The organism is Rhodococcus ruber NBRC 15591, assembly GCF_001894945.1.
Lineage (GTDB): Bacteria > Actinomycetota > Actinomycetes > Mycobacteriales > Mycobacteriaceae > Rhodococcus > Rhodococcus ruber.
In genome coordinates this window covers 1-21,668 of record NZ_BCXE01000035.1, presented here as the reverse complement: position 1 = coordinate 21,668, position 21,668 = coordinate 1, and the positions used below count along the sequence as shown (strand labels likewise).

Annotated in this window: 1 protein-coding gene; it reads right to left on the bottom strand. The window is 71.5% G+C overall.

The window, feature by feature from the left end; genetic code table 11:
• Positions 1-85: 85 nt before the first annotated feature.
• Positions 86-21,668: non-ribosomal peptide synthase/polyketide synthase (locus RR3_RS20855; RefSeq protein ID WP_139278885.1), on the bottom strand; the 21,583-nt coding region annotated here is incomplete at its 5' end.

The following is a 21,668-nucleotide window of genomic DNA, read 5'->3' as shown; positions in this document are numbered from 1 at the left end:
GCGACGTTACCTTTACGGGCCCCACCTGCCCGAACGTGGTGGGGCTCCCCTCGACCGAGGGGAGCCCCACCACGCCGGCACGGCGTCAGACGACGACGACCCGATGTGCCGCGCGCCACCGCTCGAGCAACTCGTCCGGTGCGCGGTCGACGACGACCACCACCGCCAGATCCTCGAGTCCCCCGGGTTCGAGGGTGTCGAGCGCGTCGGCGGTCAGGTGGGCGTGGGTGACCCACTCGTCGTACAGGGCCGCGTCGAGGGCCTCCCCCGAGTCGGCGCCCTCCGGCACCACGACGACGGTCGCGCCGGTCGCCGTGACCAGCAGCGGCTCGAGGACCCCGCCCTCCGCCGCCGGCGAGCCGACCGCGGCGCTGCGCGACTCGTACGTCAGGCCGTACCGCTCGCGCAGCTCACCGATCCGGTCGATCACCTCCGCCTGGGTGAGCGTGCGCGTCGCGGTCACCAGGGCCGGGCTCTCGGGCTCGACCGGGCGCAGCCGGTCGGCGTAGGAGACCGGGTGCGCGGCCTGCGCCGCCTGCTCGGCACGCAGCTCCTCGTCGTCGAGCTGCAGCCACGGGACGGCGGGCAGGCCGGTGACGCCCGTCACCGTCAGACCCAGCGTCACCCGGGCCGGGTCCGGCATCGTGGCTGCCGGGTCGGCGGGATCGACCATCAGCAGGGCCGCCCCGGTCTTGGCGACCGCCCACTGCGCCACCACGGACCGGACCGACCGAGGGACGGCGACGGCGACCACGTCGCCGGCACCGACACCCCGCGCGACGAGCACCCGCGCCAGCCGCGAGGACCGCGCGTCCAGTTCGCGGTACGGCACCTCGGTGCCGTCGACGGCGACGGCCGGGGCCTCCGGATCCTCCTCGACCACGTTCGCCAGCACCGCGGCGAGCGTGCGGCCGGTGCTCGTGACCGGAGCCGCCGCGGGCTCGGCCTCGGCGACGAGGTGCGCCCGCTCCGCCGCGTCCATGAGGTCGATGTCTCCCACCACGGCCTGCGGATCGGCCACGAATGCCTCGAGGACCCGCACGAACCGCTGCGAGAGCACGTTCACCTCGGACTCGTCGAAGTACCGCTCGAGGTACTTGAAGGTGAACACGATCTCCGACTGCGCGAGGGTGAGCAGGGTCAGCGGGTAGTGCGTCGCGTCGTCGAGCCGGACGTCCCTGACGGTCATCCCGTCGAGGTCCGTCGCGGCCGCCGACAGGGCAGCCCGGTCGATCGGGTACGACTCGAACACGAGCAGGGTGTCGAAGCCGATCCGGCCGCCGGCCCGCTGCTGGATCTCGGTGAGACCCAGGTAGTGGTGGCCGAGCAGGTCCGCCTGCTGTGCCTGCACGCGACGCAGCAGCTGCGCGATCGTCTCGTCGTCGTCCGTGTCCACCCGCACCGGCAGGGTGTTGATGAACAGACCGACCATCGACTCGACGCCGGGCAGCTCGGCCGGGCGGCCGGAGACGGTGGCACCGAAGGTCACATCGGAACGACCCACGATCCGGCCGAGGAGCACCGCCCAGGCCGCCTGCACCAGGGTGTTCACGGTGATGCCGAGGCTCGAGGCCAGGGCCGACACCGCCGCGGCACGTTCCTCGTCGAACACCACGTGCACCGAGGAGATGGCGTCCGCGTCCGGTCGGCGCACCGACGGGGCGAGGACCGTCGGTTCCTCGACACCGGCGAGTGCCTTCGCCCACACCTCGAGCGACGCCTCCCGGTCCTGTTCGGTGAGCCACTCGAGGAACTCCCGGTAGGAGTGGGCGGCGGGAAGCGCGGTGACATCCCCGCGTGTGACGTACAGCGCCATGAGGTCCTGCATGAGGACCGGCATGGACCAGCCGTCGAGCAGGATGTGATGGACCGTCACCGCGAGCAGCGAACGACCCTCGGCCACGTCGACGAACAGGAACCGGATCAGCGGAGCCTGGCCGAGGTCGAAGCGCCGGACCTGCTCGTCGCGCAGGACGCGGGCCAGCTCGGCGTCGCGGGCGTCCTCGGCGAGGTCGCCGAGGTGCTCGTGCCGCCACTGCACCTCGACGTCGCCCAGCACCAGCTGCACCGGGTCGCCGCTGTCGGTGACGAACACCGTCCGCAGGTTCGGGTACCGGTCCAGCAGTGCCTGCGCCGCGGCGCGCAGCCGCTGCGGATCCACCGCCCCGCCGAGCTCGAGCACCGCCTGCATCGTGTAGACGTCCACGCTCGCCTCGGTCATGAGCGCGTGGAAGTGCAGTCCCGCCTGCAACGGCGACAGCGGCCACACGTCGGTCACCGAGGGGTACCGCGACTGCCACACGTCGAGGTCGTGCTGGGCGACCGGGACGAGCGGCACGTCCGACGGGGTCAGGCCGCCGGCGCCCGGCCCGCGGACGTGGCGGGCCAGCGCCGAGAGCGCCTCGTGCCAGTGCTGGGCCAGCTCCTCGATCTCCGAGCGCTCGACCACCCCGGCGGGGAAGCCGAAGTGCGCCTCGAGCCGCCTGCCGTCCGGTCCGTACGAGACGGTCGCGGTGACGTCGACGGTCGTGGTGACCGGCGTCCCGGCGGGACGGACGGTCCGGTCGCCGGGTGCCGCCGTCAGGGACCACGCGCCGCCCTCGACGGACGCGACCGGCTCGCCGAAGTGGAGGGCGACCTGCGGCCGCGGAGCGCTCAGATCCCCGGCGGAGTCGGGGTCGAGGTACCGCAGCAGACCGAAGCCGGCACCGTCGTCGGGCAGGGCCCGCAGCTGTTCCTTGACCGCCTTGACGGCGGCGCCCATCGCCGGTCCCCCGGAGAACGCGTCGTCGACGTCGATCCCTCCGAATCCCGCACGGAACGGGAAGGAGATGGTGAGGCATCCGACGGTCCGAGACAGGTCGGCTCCGGGGACCACCGTGGAGTCGCGTCCGTCCCCGTCCAGCTCGAGCAGCGTGGCCGTCTCGTCGATGCCCCGGTCCCGGCGCCACCGCACCAGGGCCAGACCCAGCGCGGTGACCAGACCGTCGCGGACGGTGCCGTGGAACCGCTCGGGCACCGCGACGAGCAGTGCCTCCGCGTCCGCAGCCGGCACCGTGGTGTGCACGTGCTCGACCGTGGTGCCGACATCGACGGCGGGATCGAGCGGACGGTCCCCGATCGGGAAGTCCGGCGTGTCCAGGATCGACCGCCACCGGTCGAGTTCCGTTCGGCGCTCGGTGCGGCCGGCCGCCTCGACCAGCCCGTGCGCCCAGCGGCGCAGGGAGGTCCCGACCGGCGGCAGCACCACGGGCTGCCCGGCCGCGAGAGCGTCGTACGCGGCGGCCAGATCGGCGATCAGGATGCGCCGGGACGTGTCGTCGGCGACGAAACGGTGGGCGACGATCAGCAACGTCTCGCCGCGCCCGTCGTCGATGCGGACGAACTGCACCATCCGGCCCGCGGCGGGGTCGAGTCGCTCGACCGCCGCCGCGAGGGCCCGCTCGGCGCGGGTTTGCAGGTCGTCGGGCACGCCGGGCGCCGGTTCCCCCTGTGCCAGCAGGGTTTCCGGGTCGACGGTGCCGGGGGCCCGCACCCGCAGGGTGACGGCACCGTCGGCGTCACGTTCGACGATCGCGCGTAGCGCGTCGTGGTGATCGACGACCGCGCCGACCGCACCGGCCAGCGCGTCGGCGTCGACGCCGGCGGGCAGGGTCACCGCCGTCGACACGGCGAGCCGATCGACGTCGCCGGAAGCCTCGAGGGCTGCACGCATCACCGGAGTCAACGGGACGTCCCCGATGCCGCCGCCGGGCAGTTCGGTCAGTGTGCGCTCGGCACCGCCGGTGAGGGTGGCGATCTCCGCCAGCCCCGCGACGGTCTTGCGTTCGAACACGTCCCGCGGGGTGAACACCACGCCGCGGGCCTTCGCGCGCGAGACCAACTGGATCGAGACGATGCTGTCACCGCCGAGGGCGAAGAAGTCGTCGTCGAGACCGACCTGCTCGAGACCGAGGACCTCGGCGAACACCCGCGCCACGGCCTCCTCCGTGACGGTGGTCGGGGCCCGGAACTCCCGCGCCTCGAACACCGGCGCGGGCAACGCCTTGCGGTCGAGCTTGCCGTTGACGTTCAGCGGCAGCGCCTCGAGCACCACGAACGCCGCCGGCACCATGTACGACGGCAACTGCTGCGCCAGGGACGACTTGAGTTGTGCCGCATCGATTTCCGCACTTCCGGCCGGAACGACGTAGGCCACGAGCTGCGCGCCGCCGCGGTCGTCGTCGCGCGCGATCACCGCCACGTCCCGGATGCTGCCGAGTCCGCGCAGCGCGGCCTCGATCTCGCCGAGCTCGATCCGGAAACCACGCACCTTGACCTGGAAATCCGTGCGGCCCACGTACTCGAGCCGGCCCGCCGCATCCCACCGCACCAGGTCACCGGTGCGGTAGAGCCGCTCACCGGCACCGAACGGGGACGCGACGAACCGCTCCGCCGTCAGATCCGCCCGCCCGTGATAACCGCGGGCCAGCTGCGCACCCGCCAGATACAGCTCGCCGGACACCCCGACCGGCACCGGCCGCAGCCGCCCGTCGAGCACGAACACCCGCGAGTTCCATTCCGGCACACCGATCGGCACCGACACACCCGCGGCGTCGTCGACCTCGTGGAAGGTCACCGACACCGCCGCCTCCGTCGGACCGTACAGATTGTCCAACCGGGCCGCGTTGTGCGCCAGGAACCGACCCGCCGTCGCCGCCGGCAACGCCTCACCGATCGCGAGGACCCGTCGCACCGACGCGGGGAGACGGTCCTCGCCGTCGACGAGGAGCGTCTCGAGCATCGAGGGCACCACGTGCAGCGTCGTCACGGACTGCTCGGCCATCAGGGTGTTCAGATAACCCGGGTCGCGGTGCCCGTCCGGCGCCGCGATCACCACCCGGCCACCACAGACCAGCGCCGACCAGAACTCCCACACCGACAGATCGAACGTCGCCGCCGTCTTCAGCAGCACCGCATCGTCGGCACCGAGCGCATACTCCGCCCGCTTCCACACCAACTGGTTCACGACCGCCCCGTGCGGCACCGCCACACCCTTCGGCCGACCCGTCGACCCCGACGTGAAGATCACATACGCCGTGTTCGACGCCCGCAACGGCGCCCGTCGCTCCGCATCGGCCACCGGAGCACCCGACAGCTCACCGAGGTCGAGGGTGTCGAGGCTGAGCATCGGGATCGTCTGTCCCGGCACCTCGAACCCGTCGCGCCCGGTGGTCAGCACCACCACCGGCGCCGCCACCTCGAGGACGTACCCGGTCCGCTCGGCCGGCTGATCCGGATCCAGCGGCACATACGCACCGCCGGCCTTGGCCACCGCGTACATCCCCACCAGCAACTCCACCGACCGGCGCATCGCCAGCGCCACCGTCGACTCCGGCCCCACCCCGACAGAAATCAGGTGCCGGGCAAGGCGATTGACCCGCGCATCGAACTCGCCGTAACTCAGCGTCGCACCCTCGAACACCAACGCCGGCGCCTGCGGTGCCCGCCGCACCTGCTCGTCGAACAGATCCACCAACGTCGCCGACGCATCCACCTCGTGACCGGTCTCGTTCCACGCCTCGAGCACCCGCACCCGCTCGGCCGCCTCGAGAATCTCGATATCCCCCAGCGCCACCGACGGATCCGCCACGACCGCCTCGAGCACCCGCACGAACCGCTCGGCGAACACCACGACGGTCGGCTCGTCGAACAGATCCGTGGCGTACGTGAGCACGCTCGTGATCCCCTCGGGAGCACCGTCGTCGGCGTACCGGTCGGTGACCACCAGGTGCAGGTCGAACTGCGAGGTCTGCAGATCCGCGTCCACACCGGACACGGTCAGTCCCGGCAACTCGAGACTCGTCGTCGCGAGGTTCTGGAACGACAGGCCCACCTGGAACAGCGGGTGCCGGGCCGTCGACCGCTCCGGGTTGAGCACCTCCACCAGGCGCTCGAACGGCACGTCGGCGTGTGCGAAGGCCTGCAGGTCCCGCTCCCGCGCCTGATCGAGCAGGTCCGCGAAGGACGCACCGGACTCGACCCGGGTACGGAAGACCAGCGTGTTGACGAACATGCCGATCAGATCGTCGAGTTCACGCTGACCGCGACCCGCGATCGGCGTGCCGATCGCGATGTCCTCGGTGCCCGACAGCCGCGCAAGCAGCACCGCGAACGCGGCATGCACGGCCATGAACAACGTCGCGCCCCGGCCGCGGGCCAGCTCGACCAGCTTCCGGTGCAGATCGGCATCGATCGTGAAGTCGATCTTGCCGCCCGCGAAGGACTGCACGGCCGGCCGCGGCCGGTCGGTCGGCAGATCCAGCTGGTCCGGCAGATCCGCCAGGGCCTGCTTCCAGTACGTCACCTGCTTCGCGGCCACCGACGCCGGGTCGTTCTCGTCGCCGAGCACCCGTCGCTGCCACAGGGCGTAGTCGGCGAACTGCACGGGCAGCGGCATCCAGTCCGGGGCGTTGCCGGTCGACCGGGCCACGTACGCCGTCACCAGATCGCGGGTGAGCGGCCCCATCGAGGAGCCGTCCGCCGAGATGTGGTGCACGACGAACGCGACGATCGTCTCGTCCTCGCCGACGGTGAACAACCGCACCCGGATCGGGGCCTCCGACGTCACGTCGAACCCCGTGTAGGCCAGCTCGCGGATCCGGTCGGCCACCTCGTCCCAGCTGGTGGCCACCGGCGTGAGGTCCGGGACCACCGCCGTCACCGGCAGCACGACCTGGACCGCGCCGTCCTCGGTCTCCGGGTACGCCGTGCGCAGCACCTCGTGCCGGGCGAACACGTCCCGGATCGCATCCTGCAGCGCGGCGACGTTCAACCGGCCCGACAGCCGCAGCGCCACCGGCAGGTTGTAGGCCGCCGACTCCGGGTCGAAGCGGTTGAGGAACCACATGCGCTGCTGCGCGAGCGAGAGCGGGACCCGATCCGGCCGCGGCCCGGCCACCAGCGGCACCGACCCGCCGGAGCCGGCGTGCTGCTCGACGTGCGCCGCGAGCGCCTCGACCGTGGAGGCGTCGAACAGCACCCGCACCGGCACCCGCGAATCCAGCGCCGCACCCAGACGCGCCACCAACTGGGTGGCGATCAGGGAGTTGCCGCCGAGCGCGAAGAAGTCGTCGTCGAGACCGACCCGTTCCACGCCGAGCACCTCGGCGAAGATGCCCGCGACGATCTCCTCGATCGGGGTCGTCGGTGCCCGGAACTCGCGCGCGGCGAACGTCGGTGCCGGCAGCGCCCTGCGATCGAGCTTGCCCGAGGTGTTCAGCGGGAACTCCGCAAGCACCACGATCGCCGCCGGCACCATGTACGACGGCAGCGTCCGCGACACGAACTCGATCACCTCGCCGGCATCCACCTCGCGGCCCGGGGCGGGAACCACATACCCGGCGAGCTGGTCGCCGGTCGGGGTCGGCACGACCAGCACCGCGGCCTGGTTCACCGACTCGTGCGCCAGCAACGCCGTCTCGATCTCGCCGAGCTCGATGCGCTGACCGCGGAACTTGACCTGGAAATCGGTGCGGCCGATGTACTCGAGCTCCCCCGCCTCGTTCCACGTGACCAGGTCGCCGGTGCGGTACATCCGCTCCCCCGGCGCCCCGAACGGGTTCGCGACGAACCTGTCGGAGGTCAGGTCCGGGCGACGGACGTAGCCGCGTGCCAGCTGCACGCCCGCCAGATACAGCTCACCCGGGACACCGACCGGCACCGGCCGCAGCCGGCCGTCGAGGACCAGCACCCGCACGTTCCACTCCGGGACGCCGATCGGCACCACGTCGACCGGTCCGTCGGCCGGTGCCTGCCAGAACGTCGCCGACACCGCCGCTTCGGTCGGGCCGTAGAGGTTGTCGATCGCGGCGGTGCTGATGCGCCGCACGCCCTCGATCGTCTCCGGCGGCAGTGCCTCGCCGATCACGAAGATGTGGCGCAGCGTGGTGCACGACTCGCGGTCGACGTGGGCGGCGAACACCGTGAGCATCGACGGCACGAAGTCGGTGATCGTCACCTTCTCGCGGGCGATGACGTCCGCCACGTAGACGGGGTCACGATGCCCGTCAGGTGTCGCCACGACCAGCTTCGCCCCCACGCTCAGCGGCATGAAGAAGCCCCACAGCGACACGTCGAACGTCGTGGCCGTCTTCTGCAGGTAGACGTCCCGCGCCGTCATCTCGAACTCGTCGAGCATCCACGCCATCTGGTTGACGATGGCGCGGTGGGTGACGGCGACGCCCTTGGGCCGGCCGGTCGAACCGGACGTGAAGATGGCGTAGGCCGTGTTGTCCGGGCGCAGCGGCGCCCGCCGGTCCCGATCGGTGACGGGCGCATCCGAGATCGCCGACAGGTCCAGCTCGTCGACCAGGACGGCGTCGACGGTGAGTCCGTCGGGGACGGTGAACTCGTCGCGGGCGGTCGTGACGATGCACACCGGATCGGCCGTGTCGAGGATGTGCCGGACGCGGTCGACCGGGTGATCCGGATCGATCGGCACCCACGCGCCGCCGGCCTCGACGATCGCGTACATGCCCACCAGCAGGTCGAACGACCGCCGGATCGCCAGGCCCACCAGGGACTCCGGTCCCACACCCTGCGAGATCAGGTGCCGCGCGAGCCGATTGACACGGGCGCCGAACTCGGCGTACGTCAGCTCGGCCCCCTCGTAGGCCAGCGCCACCGCATCCGGGGTGCGCCGGACCTGCGCCCCGAACCGGGACAGCAACAACTCGGTGCCGTCGAGAGCATGGTCCGAGGCGTTCCACCCGTGCAGGATCTGCTCGAGCTCGGCCGGATCGAGCAGCTCGACGTCGCCGACCGGCAGCGCCGGCTGCCCGGCGATCGTCTCGAGGACGCGCACGAACCGCGACAGCAGCGTCTCGACCTGCCGTGCGTCGAACAGCCGACGCTGGTAACGCAGGTCGAGTTCCATGCCGGATCCGACGTGGACGAACAGGCTCAGCGGGTAGTGGGTGGCGTCGTTCGTGCCGACACCGGTGACCGACATGCCGTCGATCGACGCCGCCTGTTCGGCCAGCCCCTTCTCGTCGAGCGGGTAGGACTCGAACACCGTGAGGGTGTCGAACGCGACGGCCGGCCCGGCGACCCGCTGGATCTCGGTGAGTCCCAGATGATGATGCTCGAGCAGCTCCGCCTGTTCCCGCTGCAGACGATGCAGGAACCGCTCGATCGGCTCCTGCGGATCGAACGTCACCCGCACCGGCAGGGTGTTGATGAACAGGCCCACCATCGACTCCACACCGGGCAGGTCTGCCGGCCGGCCCGACACGGTGGCGCCGAAGACGACGTCGTCGCGTCCGGTCGACCGGCCGAGCAGCACACCCCAGGCCGCCTGGACGAGGGTGTTGACGGTGACCCCGAGCCGGGCTGCGGCCGAGGCGATCTCGGCCGTGCGGTCGTCGTCGAGCAGCAGCCGTACGCGGTCGGCGCCCTCGGCACCGGGGTGCCGGTCGGTCGCCGGGGCGAGCAGCGTCGGCTCCTCGAACCCGTCGAGCACCCGCGCCCACGTGGCGCGGGAGGCGTCGAGGTCACGCTCGGCGACCCACGCCAGGAACGACCGGTAGGAGCGGGCCCGAGGCAGCGGCGACTCGTCCCCGCGGGTGGCGTACAGCATCATCATGTCCTGCATCAGCAGCGGCATCGACCAGCCGTCGACGAGGATGTGATGCACGGTCACGCCGAGCTGGTAGCGGCCCCCGCCGAGCGACGCGAGGACGAACCGGATCAGCGGCGCCTCGTCCATCGCGAACCGTCGCGCCTGCTCCTCCCGCCAGAACGGCACCGTCGCGCGCACGCCCTCGTCGGCGACGAGCTGCGACAGGTCGGCCTCGCGCCACGGCACCCGCACATCCGACAGCACCACCTGCACCGCGGCACCGGCGGCGTCGTTGACGAACACCGTCCGCAGGTTCGGGTACCGGTCGAGCAGCGCCTGCGCCGCGCCGCGCAGCCGCTGCGGATCGACCACACCGTCGAGGTCGAGCACGGCCTGGATCGTGTAGACGTCCACGCTGGATTCGTCCATGAGGGCGTGGAAGAGCAGGCCCGACTGCAGCGGCGACAGCGGCCACACGTCGGTCGCCGACGGGAAGCGCGCCTCCCACACCTCGAGGTCCTGCTGCGTCACCGACACGAGCGGCACGTCGGACGGGGTCAGGCCGCCGGCGCCGGGCTCGTTCGCGTACCGCGCCAGCGCCGCGAGCGCGTCCACCCAGTACGCGGCGAGGGACTCGATGTCCTCCGGATCGAGAAGCCCTGTCGGGAAGGCGAACCCGGCGGCGAGCCGAGGTCCGTCCGCACCGTCGGACACGATCGCGTTGATGTCGACGACGGCGTTGGCAGGCATGTCCGCGTCGAGGGCGGCGTCGACTCCACCGAGCGCGTCCGTGGGAACCCAGCCGATCGCGGCGAGTTCCTCGGGCACGTCCGCCGCCGACACCCGGCCGAGGTAGTTGAAGCTCACCTGCGGCTGGGTGGGGTACGCGGCCAGGACCTGCGAACCGACCGGGTCGAGGTGGCGCAGCAGGCCGTAGCCCATGCCCTTGTCCGGAATCGCCAGAAGCTGTTCCTTGACGGCCTTGACCGCGGATCCCATGGCACTCCCGCCGGCGAAGGCGTCGTCCACGTCGATTCCGGTCAGGTCCACCCGCACGGGATGCGCGCTGGTGAACCAGCCGACGGTGCGCGACAGGTCCGCACCCGGCACGACCGTTTCTTCGCGGCCGTGGCCCTCGAACTTCAGCAGTGCGGACGTCGCGTCGATGCCGCGGTCGCGTCGCCACCGGGTCAGGGCCAGGCCGAGAGCGGCGATGAGCCCGTCGTTGACGCTGCCGTGGAACAGCGCGGGCACCGAGGTCAGCAGGGCGTCGGTGTCGGCCGCGGGGACGGTCACCTCCAGCCGTTGCACGGTCGACGCGACGTCGACCGCCGGGTCGAACGCACGAGCGCCGAGCAGCGGATCGGGTCCGTCGAGCACCGACCGCCACAGCTCGAGCTCCGCCCGGCGTTCGGGCGCGCGCGCCGCGTCCGCCAGACCGTGGGCCCAGCGGCGCAGCGAGGTGCCCACGGCCGGCAACGCGACGTCCTGTCCCGCGGCCGTCTGACCCCACGCGACGGCGAGGTCGGGCAGCAGGATCCGCCAGGAGACGCCGTCGACCACGAGATGGTGCGCGACGACGAGCAGCACGCCGGCGCGGTCGCCGGGTCCGAAGTCGAACCACACGAACCGCAGAACGCGTCCCTCGGTGGGCGCGAGCCGGTCGAGCGCGGCGTCGAGCTCGCGTGACGCGACCGCGGTGAGCGCGGCGGCGTCGATGTCGGCGGGCACCTCGACGCGGGTGACGAGTTCGTCGGCGTCGACCGTGCCGGCGGCCCGCACCCGCAGCGCGGGGGCGCCGTCGGCGTCGTACTCGAGGATCGACCGCAGCGCGTCGTGGTGGTCGACGACGGCGCCGACGGTGCGCACCAGCACGTCCCGGTCGATGTCCTTCGGCAACGTCACCGCCACCGACTGGGAGAAGCGGTCGAAGCCGCCACCCCAGCCGAGCACCTCACGCATGATCGGGGTGAGCGGGACCTCCCCGACGCCGCCGCCGGGCAGTTCCTTCAGACCGCCCGGGCCCTCCCCCGCGGTGGTGCGGGTCGCGACCTCGGCGAGCCCGGCGACGGATCGCCGCTCGAACACGTCCCGGGGGGTGAACACGACACCGCGGGCCTTGGCGCGCGAGACCAGCTGGATCGACACGATGCTGTCGCCGCCGAGCGCGAAGAACGACTCGTCGACGCCGACCCGGTCGAGGCGCAGCACCTCGGCGAACACCTCGGCGATGATCTCCTCGAGGTCGGTACTCGCGGAACGGAATTCACGTTCCTCGAGCTCCGGCTCGGGCAGCGCGTCGCGATCGAGCTTGCCGACCGGGGTCAGCGGGATCTTGTCGAGCACCACGATCGCGGACGGCACCATGTGCGCCGGCAGCGACCGGCCGACGAACTCGGTCAGCGCGGCGGTGTCGACCGTCGCGCCTGCCTTGGGCAGCACGTACGAGACGAGCACGGTGCCGCCGGAGGGTGTCGTGCGGCCGAGCGTGGCCGCGAACTCCACACTTTCGTGGGACGTCAGCGCCGAGTCGATCTCGCCGAGCTCGATGCGGAATCCACGCACCTTGACCTGGAAGTCGCTGCGCCCGACGAACTCGAGCTCGAGCCGGTCGTCGTCCATGACACGCCAGCGCACCATGTCGCCGGTGCGGTACATCCGCGCACCGTCCGCCGCGAACGGATCGGCGACGAACCGCTCCGAGGTGAGCACCGAACGCCGGTGGTAGCCGCGGGCGAGGGCGGCACCCGACAGATACAGCTCACCCGCGACGCCGACGGGGACGGGGCGCAGCCGGGAATCGAGGACGAGGGCGGTCGTGCCGCGCACGGGCCCGCCGATCGTGATCGGGTCTCCCGGCAGAACGTGCGCATAGGTCGAGATGACGGTCGCCTCGGTCGGGCCGTAGCCGTTGAGCAGCGTGCGGCCGGGCGCCCACCGGTTCACCAGCTCCGGCGGCAGTGCCTCACCGCCGACGACGACCACCTCGAGGCTGTCGAGGCCGTCGGGGTCGACGGTGCCGATCACCGCGGGGGTGATGATGGTGTGGGTGGGGCGTTCGGTGCGGAACAAGTCCGCGAGGTCGGGGCCGCCGATGATCGTCGACGGCACGACGACCAGCGTCGCGCCCTGCGAGAACGCCGCGATCCACTCCATCACCGATGGGTCGAAGCTCGGCGACATGATGTGCAGGAACCGGGAGCGGGACGTCAGGCCGTACAGGTCGATGATCGTGTCCAGCAGGCCGCCGAGACCGGTGTGGGTGACCACGACGCCCTTGGGCCGGCCCGTCGACCCCGAGGTGTAGATCAGGTAGGCGGGGTGCTGCGGGCGCAGCGGCCGGACACGGTCGGCGTCGGTGACCGGGGCCGCCGACCGGGTCGCGACGTCGGAGGCGAGGCCGGGTTCGTCGACGACCAGCCACTCCGCGTCGTCGGGCAGGCCGGGCCGGTGAGCGGTTCCCGTGATGCCCAGGGCGGCACGGGAATCGGAGAGCATGTAACGCACGCGCTCCGGCGGGTACGACGGGTCGACCGGCACGTGTGCGGCACCGGCCTTGGCCACCGCCCACACCGCCCGGACCATGTCGTAGGAGCGCGGGAACGCCACGGCCACGATGTTCTCGGGGCCGACGCCGCGCTCGACCAGCAGCCGCGCGAGCCGGGACGAGTCCTCGTCGAGCTCGCGGTAGGTGATCGACCGTCCCTCGTACCGCACGGCGGTCGCGTCCGGGTCGAGCGACGCGCCGGCCGTCAGGAGGTCGGCGAGGGTTCCGCCGCTGACGACGTCGGTACCGCGCACGTGGGTCAGCCGCTCGAGTTCGTGCGGCTCGAGCAGCGGCAGGTCACCGACGGGCAGTGCCGGGTCGGCGACGGCCGCGTCGAGGAGGTGCGCGAATCGAGCGGCGAAGCCCTCGACGGTGTCGGCGTCGAACAGGGACCGCGCGTAGGTGAACTCGGCAGAGATCCCGTCCGGCCCGCCGTCCGCCGCGGTGTGCTCCCGCAGGGTCAGCGCGAGGTCGAACTTGGCGCTGTCGACGTCGAACGGGACCGTGGACACGCTCAGGTCGGGCAGTTCGAGGCCGGTCTCGGGCAGGTTCTCGAACGACATGGCGACCTGGAACAGCGGGTGCCGGGCCGTGGACCGCTCGGGGTTGAGGATCTCGACGAGCCGTTCGAACGGAAGGTCCGCGTGGGCGAACGCCTCGAGATCGCTCTCGCGGATGCGCCCGAGATGCTCGGCGAACCCGGCGTCGGCGTCGATGTGGCTGCGCAACACCAGGGTGTTGACGAACATGCCGACCATCTCGTCGAGTTCGGCCTCACCGCGGCCGGCGATCGGCGTGCCGATCGCGATGTCGTCGGCGGCGGACATGCGCGCCAGGAACACCGCGAGGGCGGTGTGCATGACCATGAACAGCGTCGTGCCGCTGCGCCGGGCGAGGTCGGCGGCCTGCCGATGGGTGCCCGCATCGATGCGGAACTCGATCTTGCCGCCCTCGAAGGCCTGCACCGACGGTCGCGGCCGGTCGGTGGGCAGGTTCAGCTCGTCGGGCAGGCCGGCGAGCGTCCGCTTCCAGTAGTCGGCCTGCGCGGAGACGAGGCTGTCCGGATCGTCCTCCGCGCCCAGCACCTGACGCTGCCACAGCGCGAAGTCCGCGTACTGCACCGGCAGCGGCGCCCGGTTCGGTTCGTGCCCGGCCGCGCGCGCGACGTACGCGATCATCACATCGCGCGTCAGCGGTGCCATGGACCAGCCGTCGGCGCTGATGTGGTGCGCGACGAACACCAGCACATGATCGTCGTCGGCGACGCGGAAGAGCCTGGCCCGCAAGGGGATCTCGTCGGTGACGTCGAAGCCCGCGGAGACCACCTCAGTGACCCGGGCGACGAGGTCGGCCTCGGACACCGGTTCGGGTGTGAGGTCGGGTGCCGCCTCGGCGACCGGCAGGACCACCTGGTAGGCGTGCCCGTCGGACTCCGGGTAGACGGTGCGCAGCACCTCGTGCCGGGCGACGACGTCGCGCACCGCGGCCCGCATGGCGTCCACGTCGAGCATGCCGGTCAGCCGGACGGCGACCGGGATGTTGTTCGCCGCCGATTCGGTGTCGAACCGGTTGAGGAACCACATGCGCTGCTGGGCCAGCGACAGCGGCACCCGGTCCGGCCGCGGCTGCGGCACCAGCGGCGGACGCCCGCCACCGCCGGCGTGCTGCTCGACCGCGACGGCGAGCGCCCCGGCCGTGGTCGCCTCGAAGACGGCCCGGACCGGGATCTTCGCGTCGAGCGCGGCGCCGATGCGGGAGACGACCTGCGTGGCGAGCAGCGAGTTGCCGCCGAGCTCGAAGAAGTCGTCGTCGACACCGACCCGGGTGAGACCGAGCACGTCGGCGAACACGCCCGCGACGATCTCCTCGACGGGGGTGCTCGGAGCGCGGAACTCGCGCGCTTCGAACACCGGCTCCGGCAGCGCCCGGCGATCGAGCTTGCCGTTGACGTTCAGCGGCAGCGCCTCGAGCACCACGAACGCCGCCGGCACCATGTACGACGGCAACGCCCCGGCGAGCCCGGACTTCACGTGCGCGAGGTCGAGCACCGCGCCCGCCTCCGGCACCAGGTACGCCACGAGCTGCGTGCCCGTCCGATCGTCCTCCCGGGCGATCACCGCGACGTCGCGCACGTCGTCGGCACCGCGCAGCGCGGCTTCGATCTCGCCGAGCTCGATCCGGAATCCGCGCACCTTGACCTGGAAGTCGCTGCGGCCGAGGTACTCCAGGCGCCCGGCCGAGTCCCATCGGACGAGGTCGCCGGTGCGGTAGAGCCGTTCGCCGTCGCCGAACGGCGAGGCGACGAACCGTTCCGCCGTCAGATCCGCACGGCCGTGGTAGCCGCGTGCCAACTGCGCACCGGCGAGATACAGCTCGCCGGACACCCCGACCGGCACCGGGTGCAGACGCCCGTCGAGCACGTAGACCCGCGAGTTCCATTCCGGCACGCCGATCGACACCGAGGCCCCGGAGACATCGGCCACCTCGCCCGCGGTGATCGACACCGCGGCCTCGGTCGGGCCGTAGAGATTGACCAGCTGCGCGGTGTTGTGCTGCAGGAATCGCTGCGCCGTCGCCGCCGGCAGCGCCTCACCGATCGCGAGCACCCGGCGCAGAGACCTGGGCAGCACCCCGTCGGAGTCGACGAGCAGCGCCTCGAGCATCGACGGCACCACGTGCAGGGTGGTGACCGCCTGCTCGGCCATCAGGGTGTTCAGGTAGCCGGGATCGCGGTGGCCGTCCGGCGTGGCGATCACCAGGCGGCCACCGGAGACCAGCGCCGACCAGAATTCCCACACCGACAGGTCGAACGTCGCCGCGGTCTTGAGCAGCGCCGCGTCCTGCGACCCGAGCCCGAAGTGCTCGCGCTTCCACAGCAACTGGTTCACGATCGCCGCGTGCGGGACCGCCACCCCCTTCGGCCGGCCCGTCGACCCCGAGGTGAAGATCACGTACGCGGTGTTCGACGCCCGCAGCGGCGCCCGCCGCTCGGCGTCGGTGACCGGGTCACCGGTGTAGTGCGCCAGGTCGGCCGTGTCGATCGCCAGGTGCGGGACAGAGCTGTCCCCCGGTAGCTCGAACGCGTCCCGCTCGGTGGTCAGTACCACCACCGGTGCCGCGGCATCGAGGATGTATCCGGTCCGCTCGGCCGGCTGGTCCGGGTCGAGCGGCACGTACACGCCACCGGCCTTGGTGACGGCATACATGCCGACGAGCAGCTCGGTCGATCGGCGCATCGCCAGGGCGACCGTCGATTCGGGACCGACCCCCGTCGAGATCAGGTGCCGGGCGAGCCGGTTGACGCGGGCGTCGAACTCGCCGTAGGTGAGCGTCTCGCCCGCGAAGAACAGGGCGGGGGCGTCGGGGGTGCGGTGCACCTGCGCGTCGAACAGGTCGGCGAGGGTCGCCGAGGTGTCGACGGCGTGACCGGTGTCGTTCCAGCCCTCGAGCACCCGGAGCCGCTCGGTGTCGTCGAGCAGCGGCACGTCGCCCACCGGCAGCGCCGGGTCCGCCACCACGGACTCGAGCAACCACAGGAAGCGCCGGGCGAATCCGGCCACCGTGGACTCGTCGAACAGGTCCGTGGCGTAGGTGAAGAAGCCGGTCACGCCGGCCGCGGCGCCGTCCTCGGCGTGCCGGTCGGTGACGATCAGATGCAGATCGAACTGCGAGATCTCCATGTCCGCATCGACGTTCGCGATGGTCAGACCGGGCAGCTCGAGGCGGGACTGAGCGACGTTCTGGAACGACAGGCCCACCTGGAACAGCGGGTGCCGCGCGGTCGAGCGGACGGGGTTGAGGACCTCCACGAGCCGCTCGAACGGCACGTCGGCATTGGCGAATGCGCCCAGGTCGGCCTCGCGCGCCTGCGCCAGCAGTTCCTCGAACGCCGCATCCGGACGAACCTGCGTCCGGAAGACCAGGGTGTTGACGAACATGCCGATGAGGTCGTCGAGGGCCCGCTCGTCACGGCCCGCGATGGGCGTGCCGATCGCGATGTCGTCGGTGTCGGACATCCGTGCGAGGAACACCGCGAGGGCGGTGTGCATCACCATGAACAGCGTCGTGTTGCTGCGACGCGCGAGCTCGATCAGGCGGGCGTGCAGTTCGGGGTCGACGGCGAACCCGGTCCGGGCGCCGGCGAAGGACTGCACGGCCGGACGCGGCCGGTCGGTGGGCAGGTCCAGCTGGTCGGGCAGACCGGCCAGGGCCTTCTTCCAGTACGCCACCTGCTTCGCCGCGATCGACTCGGGATCGTCCTCGGAGCCGAGGACCTCCCGCTGCCACAGCGCGTAGTCCGCGTACTGCACCGGCAGCGGTGCCCACGCCGGGAACTCGCCCTGCGAGCGCGCGATGTAGGCCTGCATCAGATCCCGGGTGAGCGGACCCGCCGACGAACCGTCGGCCGAGATGTGGTGGACGACCAGCGCGAGCACGTGGTCGTTGTCGGCAAGCCGGAACATCCGCAACCGCAACGGCACCTCGGTGGTGACGTCGAAGGTGGTGGACCCGAGTTCGTGGACGGCCGCAAGGATCTCGTTCTCGGCGACGGGGACCGGGGTGAGGTCCTGTTCGGCCTGGGCGGCGGGCACGACGACCTGGATCGGGCCGTCGGCCGTCTCCGGGTAGTAGGTGCGCAGGATCTCGTGCCGGGCGACGAGGTCTCCGACCGCCGCCTGCAGCGCCGCGACGTCGAGCGTCCCGGTCAGCCGGATCGCCATCGGCACGTTGTACGCGGCGGTGTCCGTGTCGAAGCGGTTGAGGAACCACATGCGCTGCTGCGCGAGCGAGAGCGGGATGCGCTCGGGACGCGGCCGCGCCTCGAGCGGGCGCCGTGCGTCGGCACTCTGATGCTGGACGGACACCGCGAGGGCTTCGACGGTGGGCGACTCGAACAGCGCGCGGATCGGCACCCGGACGTCGAGAGCGGCACCGAGCCGGGAGGCGACCTGGGTGGCGAGCAGCGAGTTGCCGCCGAGGGCGAAGAAGTCGTCGTCGAGACCGACCTGCTCGAGACCGAGGACCTCGGCGAACACCCGCGCCACCGCCTCCTCCGTGACGGTGGTCGGAGCCCGGAACTCCCGCGCCTCGAACACCGGCGCGGGCAACGCCTTGCGGTCGAGCTTGCCGTTGACGTTCAGCGGCAGCGCCTCGAGCACCACGAACGCCGCCGGCACCATGTACGACGGCAACTGCTGCGCCAGGGACGACTTGAGTTGTGCCGCATCGATTTCCGCACTTCCGGCCGGAACGACGTAGGCCACGAGCTGCGCGCCGCCGCGGTCGTCGTCGCGCGCGATCACCGCCACGTCCCGGATGCTGCCGAGTCCGCGCAGCGCGGCCTCGATCTCGCCGAGCTCGATCCGGAAACCACGCACCTTGACCTGGAAGTCCGTGCGGCCCACGTACTCGAGCCGGCCCGCCGCATCCCACCGCACCAGGTCACCGGTGCGGTAGAGCCGCTCACCGGCACCGAACGGGGACGCGACGAACCGCTCCGCCGTCAGATCCGCCCGCCCGTGATAACCGCGGGCCAGCTGCGCACCCGCCAGATACAACTCACCCGGCACCCCGACCGGCACCGGCCGCAGCCGCCCGTCGAGCACGAACACCCGCGAGTTCCATTCCGGCACACCGATCGGCACCGACGCACCCGCGGCGTCGTCGACCTCGTGGAAGGTCACCGACACCGCCGCCTCCGTCGGACCGTACAGATTGTCCAACCGGGCCGCGTTGTGCGCCAGGAACCGACCCGCCGTCGCCGCCGGCAACGCCTCACCGATCGCGAGCACCTGCCGCAGCGAGTTCGCCAGGCTTCCGCCGGTCTCGACGAGCAGCGCCTCGAGCATCGAGGGCACCACGTGCAGCGTCGTCACGGACTGCTCGGCCATGAGCCCGGCGAGGTAGCGAGGGTCGCGGTGCCCGTCCGGCGCCGCGATCACCACCCGGCCACCACAGACCAGCGCCGACCAGAACTCCCACACCGACAGGTCGAACGTCGCCGCCGTCTTCAGCAGCACCGCATCGTCGGCACCGAGCGCATACTCCGCCCGCTTCCACACCAACTGGTTCACGACCGCCCCGTGCGGCACCGCCACACCCTTCGGCCGACCCGTCGACCCCGACGTGAAGATCACATACGCCGTGTTCGACGCCCGCAACGGCGCCCGCCGCTCCGCATCGGTCACCGGAGCACCCGACAGCTCACCGAGGTCGAGGGTGTCGAGGCTGAGCATCGGGATCGTCTGTCCCGGCACCTCGAACCCGTCGCGCCCGGTGGTCAGCACCACCACCGGCGCCGCCACCTCGAGGACGTACCCGGTCCGCTCGGCCGGCTGATCCGGATCCAGCGGCACATACGCACCACCGGCCTTGGCCACCGCGTACATCCCCACCAGCAACTCCACCGACCGGCGCATCGCCAGCGCCACCGTCGACTCCGGCCCCACCCCGACAGAAATCAGGTGCCGGGCAAGGCGATTGACCCGCGCATCGAACTCGCCGTAACTCAGCGCCTGCCCCTCGAACACCAACGCCGGCGCCTGCGGGGCCCGCCGCACCTGCTCGTCGAACAGATCCACCAACGTCGCCGACGCATCCACCTCGTGACCGGTCTCGTTCCACGCCTCGAGCACCCGCACCCGCTCGGCCCCGTCGAGAATCTCGATATCCCCCAGCGCCACCGACGGATCCGCCACGACCGCCTCGAGCACCCGCACGAACCGCTCCGCGAAACCGGCCACGGTGCCCTTGTCGAACAGATCCGTCGCACACGTGAACGTCGCGTCGATACGAGCCGGCGTCCCGTCCTCGTCGTAGCGGTCGAAGACGGTCAGCTGCAGGTCGGTCTTGGCGAGCTCGAGCTCGAAGTTGGTCGGGGAGACGGTCAGCCCCGGCAGTTCCAACTTCGTCTGTGCGAGGTTCTGGAAGGACAGGCCCACCTGGAACAGCGGGTTCCGGGCCGTCGACCGCACGGGATTGAGCACCTCCACGAGGCGCTCGAACGGCACGTCGGCGTGCGCGAACGCACCGAGGTCCGTCTCCCGGACCTGAGCCAGGAACTCGTCGAATGCGACATCGGACTGCACGCGGGTGCGGAAGACCAGCGTGTTGACGAACATGCCGATCAGGTCGTCGAGCACCCGCTCGCCGCGGCCCGCGATCGGCGTACCGATCGCGACGTCCTCGGTACCCGACAGCCGTCCCATCAGGGTCGCCAGGGCGGCGTGCACCACCATGAACAGCGTGGCGTTGTGGCGGCGTGCCAGATCCTGCAGACCCCGGTGCAACTCGGCGTCGACGGTGAAGTGCAGCGAGTCGCCACGGAAGCTCTGACGCGGAGGTCGTGGGCGGTCGGCGGGGAGATCGATCTGGTCGGGCAGACCGGCCAGGGTCCGCTTCCAGTACTCGATCTGCTGCGCGGCGACGGAGTCGGGATCGTCCTCCGAACCGATGACGTCGCGCTGCCACAACGCGTAGTCCGCGTACTGGACGGGCAGCGGCTCCCACCCCGGGGTCTCCCCGCGGGACCGGGCCTCGTAGGCGATGGTGACGTCGCGGGCGAGGGGTGCCATCGAGGCGCCGTCCGCGGAGACGTGATGCACGACGAACGCCAGGACGTAATCGGTGTCGGTGATCCGGAAGATCCGCGAGGCCACCGGCACCTGACGTGTCACGTCGAAGGTCGTGGACATGAACGCGACGATTTCCTCGGTGAGGTTGTCCTCGGTGACGTCGTACGGCGTCAGATCGGGCAGCGCATCGTCCACGGGGAGCACGATCTGGTGCGGTCCGCCGTCGGGATCCGGGTAGTAGGTGCGCAGCATCTCGTGCCGGCCGATCACGTCGCGCACCGCCGCCTGCATCGCGGCGAGATCCAGCTCGCCCTGGAGTCGCACCGCGAAGGGAATGTTGTCCACCGCGGAGGAGGTGTCGAACTGGTTGAGGAACCAGTACCTCTGCTGGGCGAGCGACAGCGGCACCCGCTCGGGACGCGGTGCCGCCTCGAGCGGGCGCCGGGCACCGGTACCGATCTGGCGGCCGACCTCCGCGGCGAACGCCTCGACGGTGGAGGTCTCGAACAGCACCCGCAGCGGCACCGACGCGTCGAGCGCCGCCCCGATCCGCGAGACCACCTGCGTGGCGATCAGCGAGTTGCCGCCGAGCGCGAAGAAGTCGTCGTCGAGACCGACCCGCTCGAGACCGAGCACCTCGGCGAACACACTCGCCACGATCTCCTCCACCGGAGTCGTCGCGGCACGAAACGCCTTGACCTCGAACACCGGCTCCGGCAACGCCTTCCGGTCCAGCTTGCCCGACGCGTTCAGCGGCAACTCCGCGAGCACCACGAACGCCGACGGCACCATGTACGACGGGAGGTGCGCCTCGAGGGTGCGACGAGCGAAGGCGTCGTCGAACGCTCCGGCCGCCGGGACGACGTACGCCACCAGCTGCTCGGCACGGACCAGCGCGACCGCCTGGGCCGCCTCGGTGTGTTCGACGAGGGCGGCTTCGATCTCG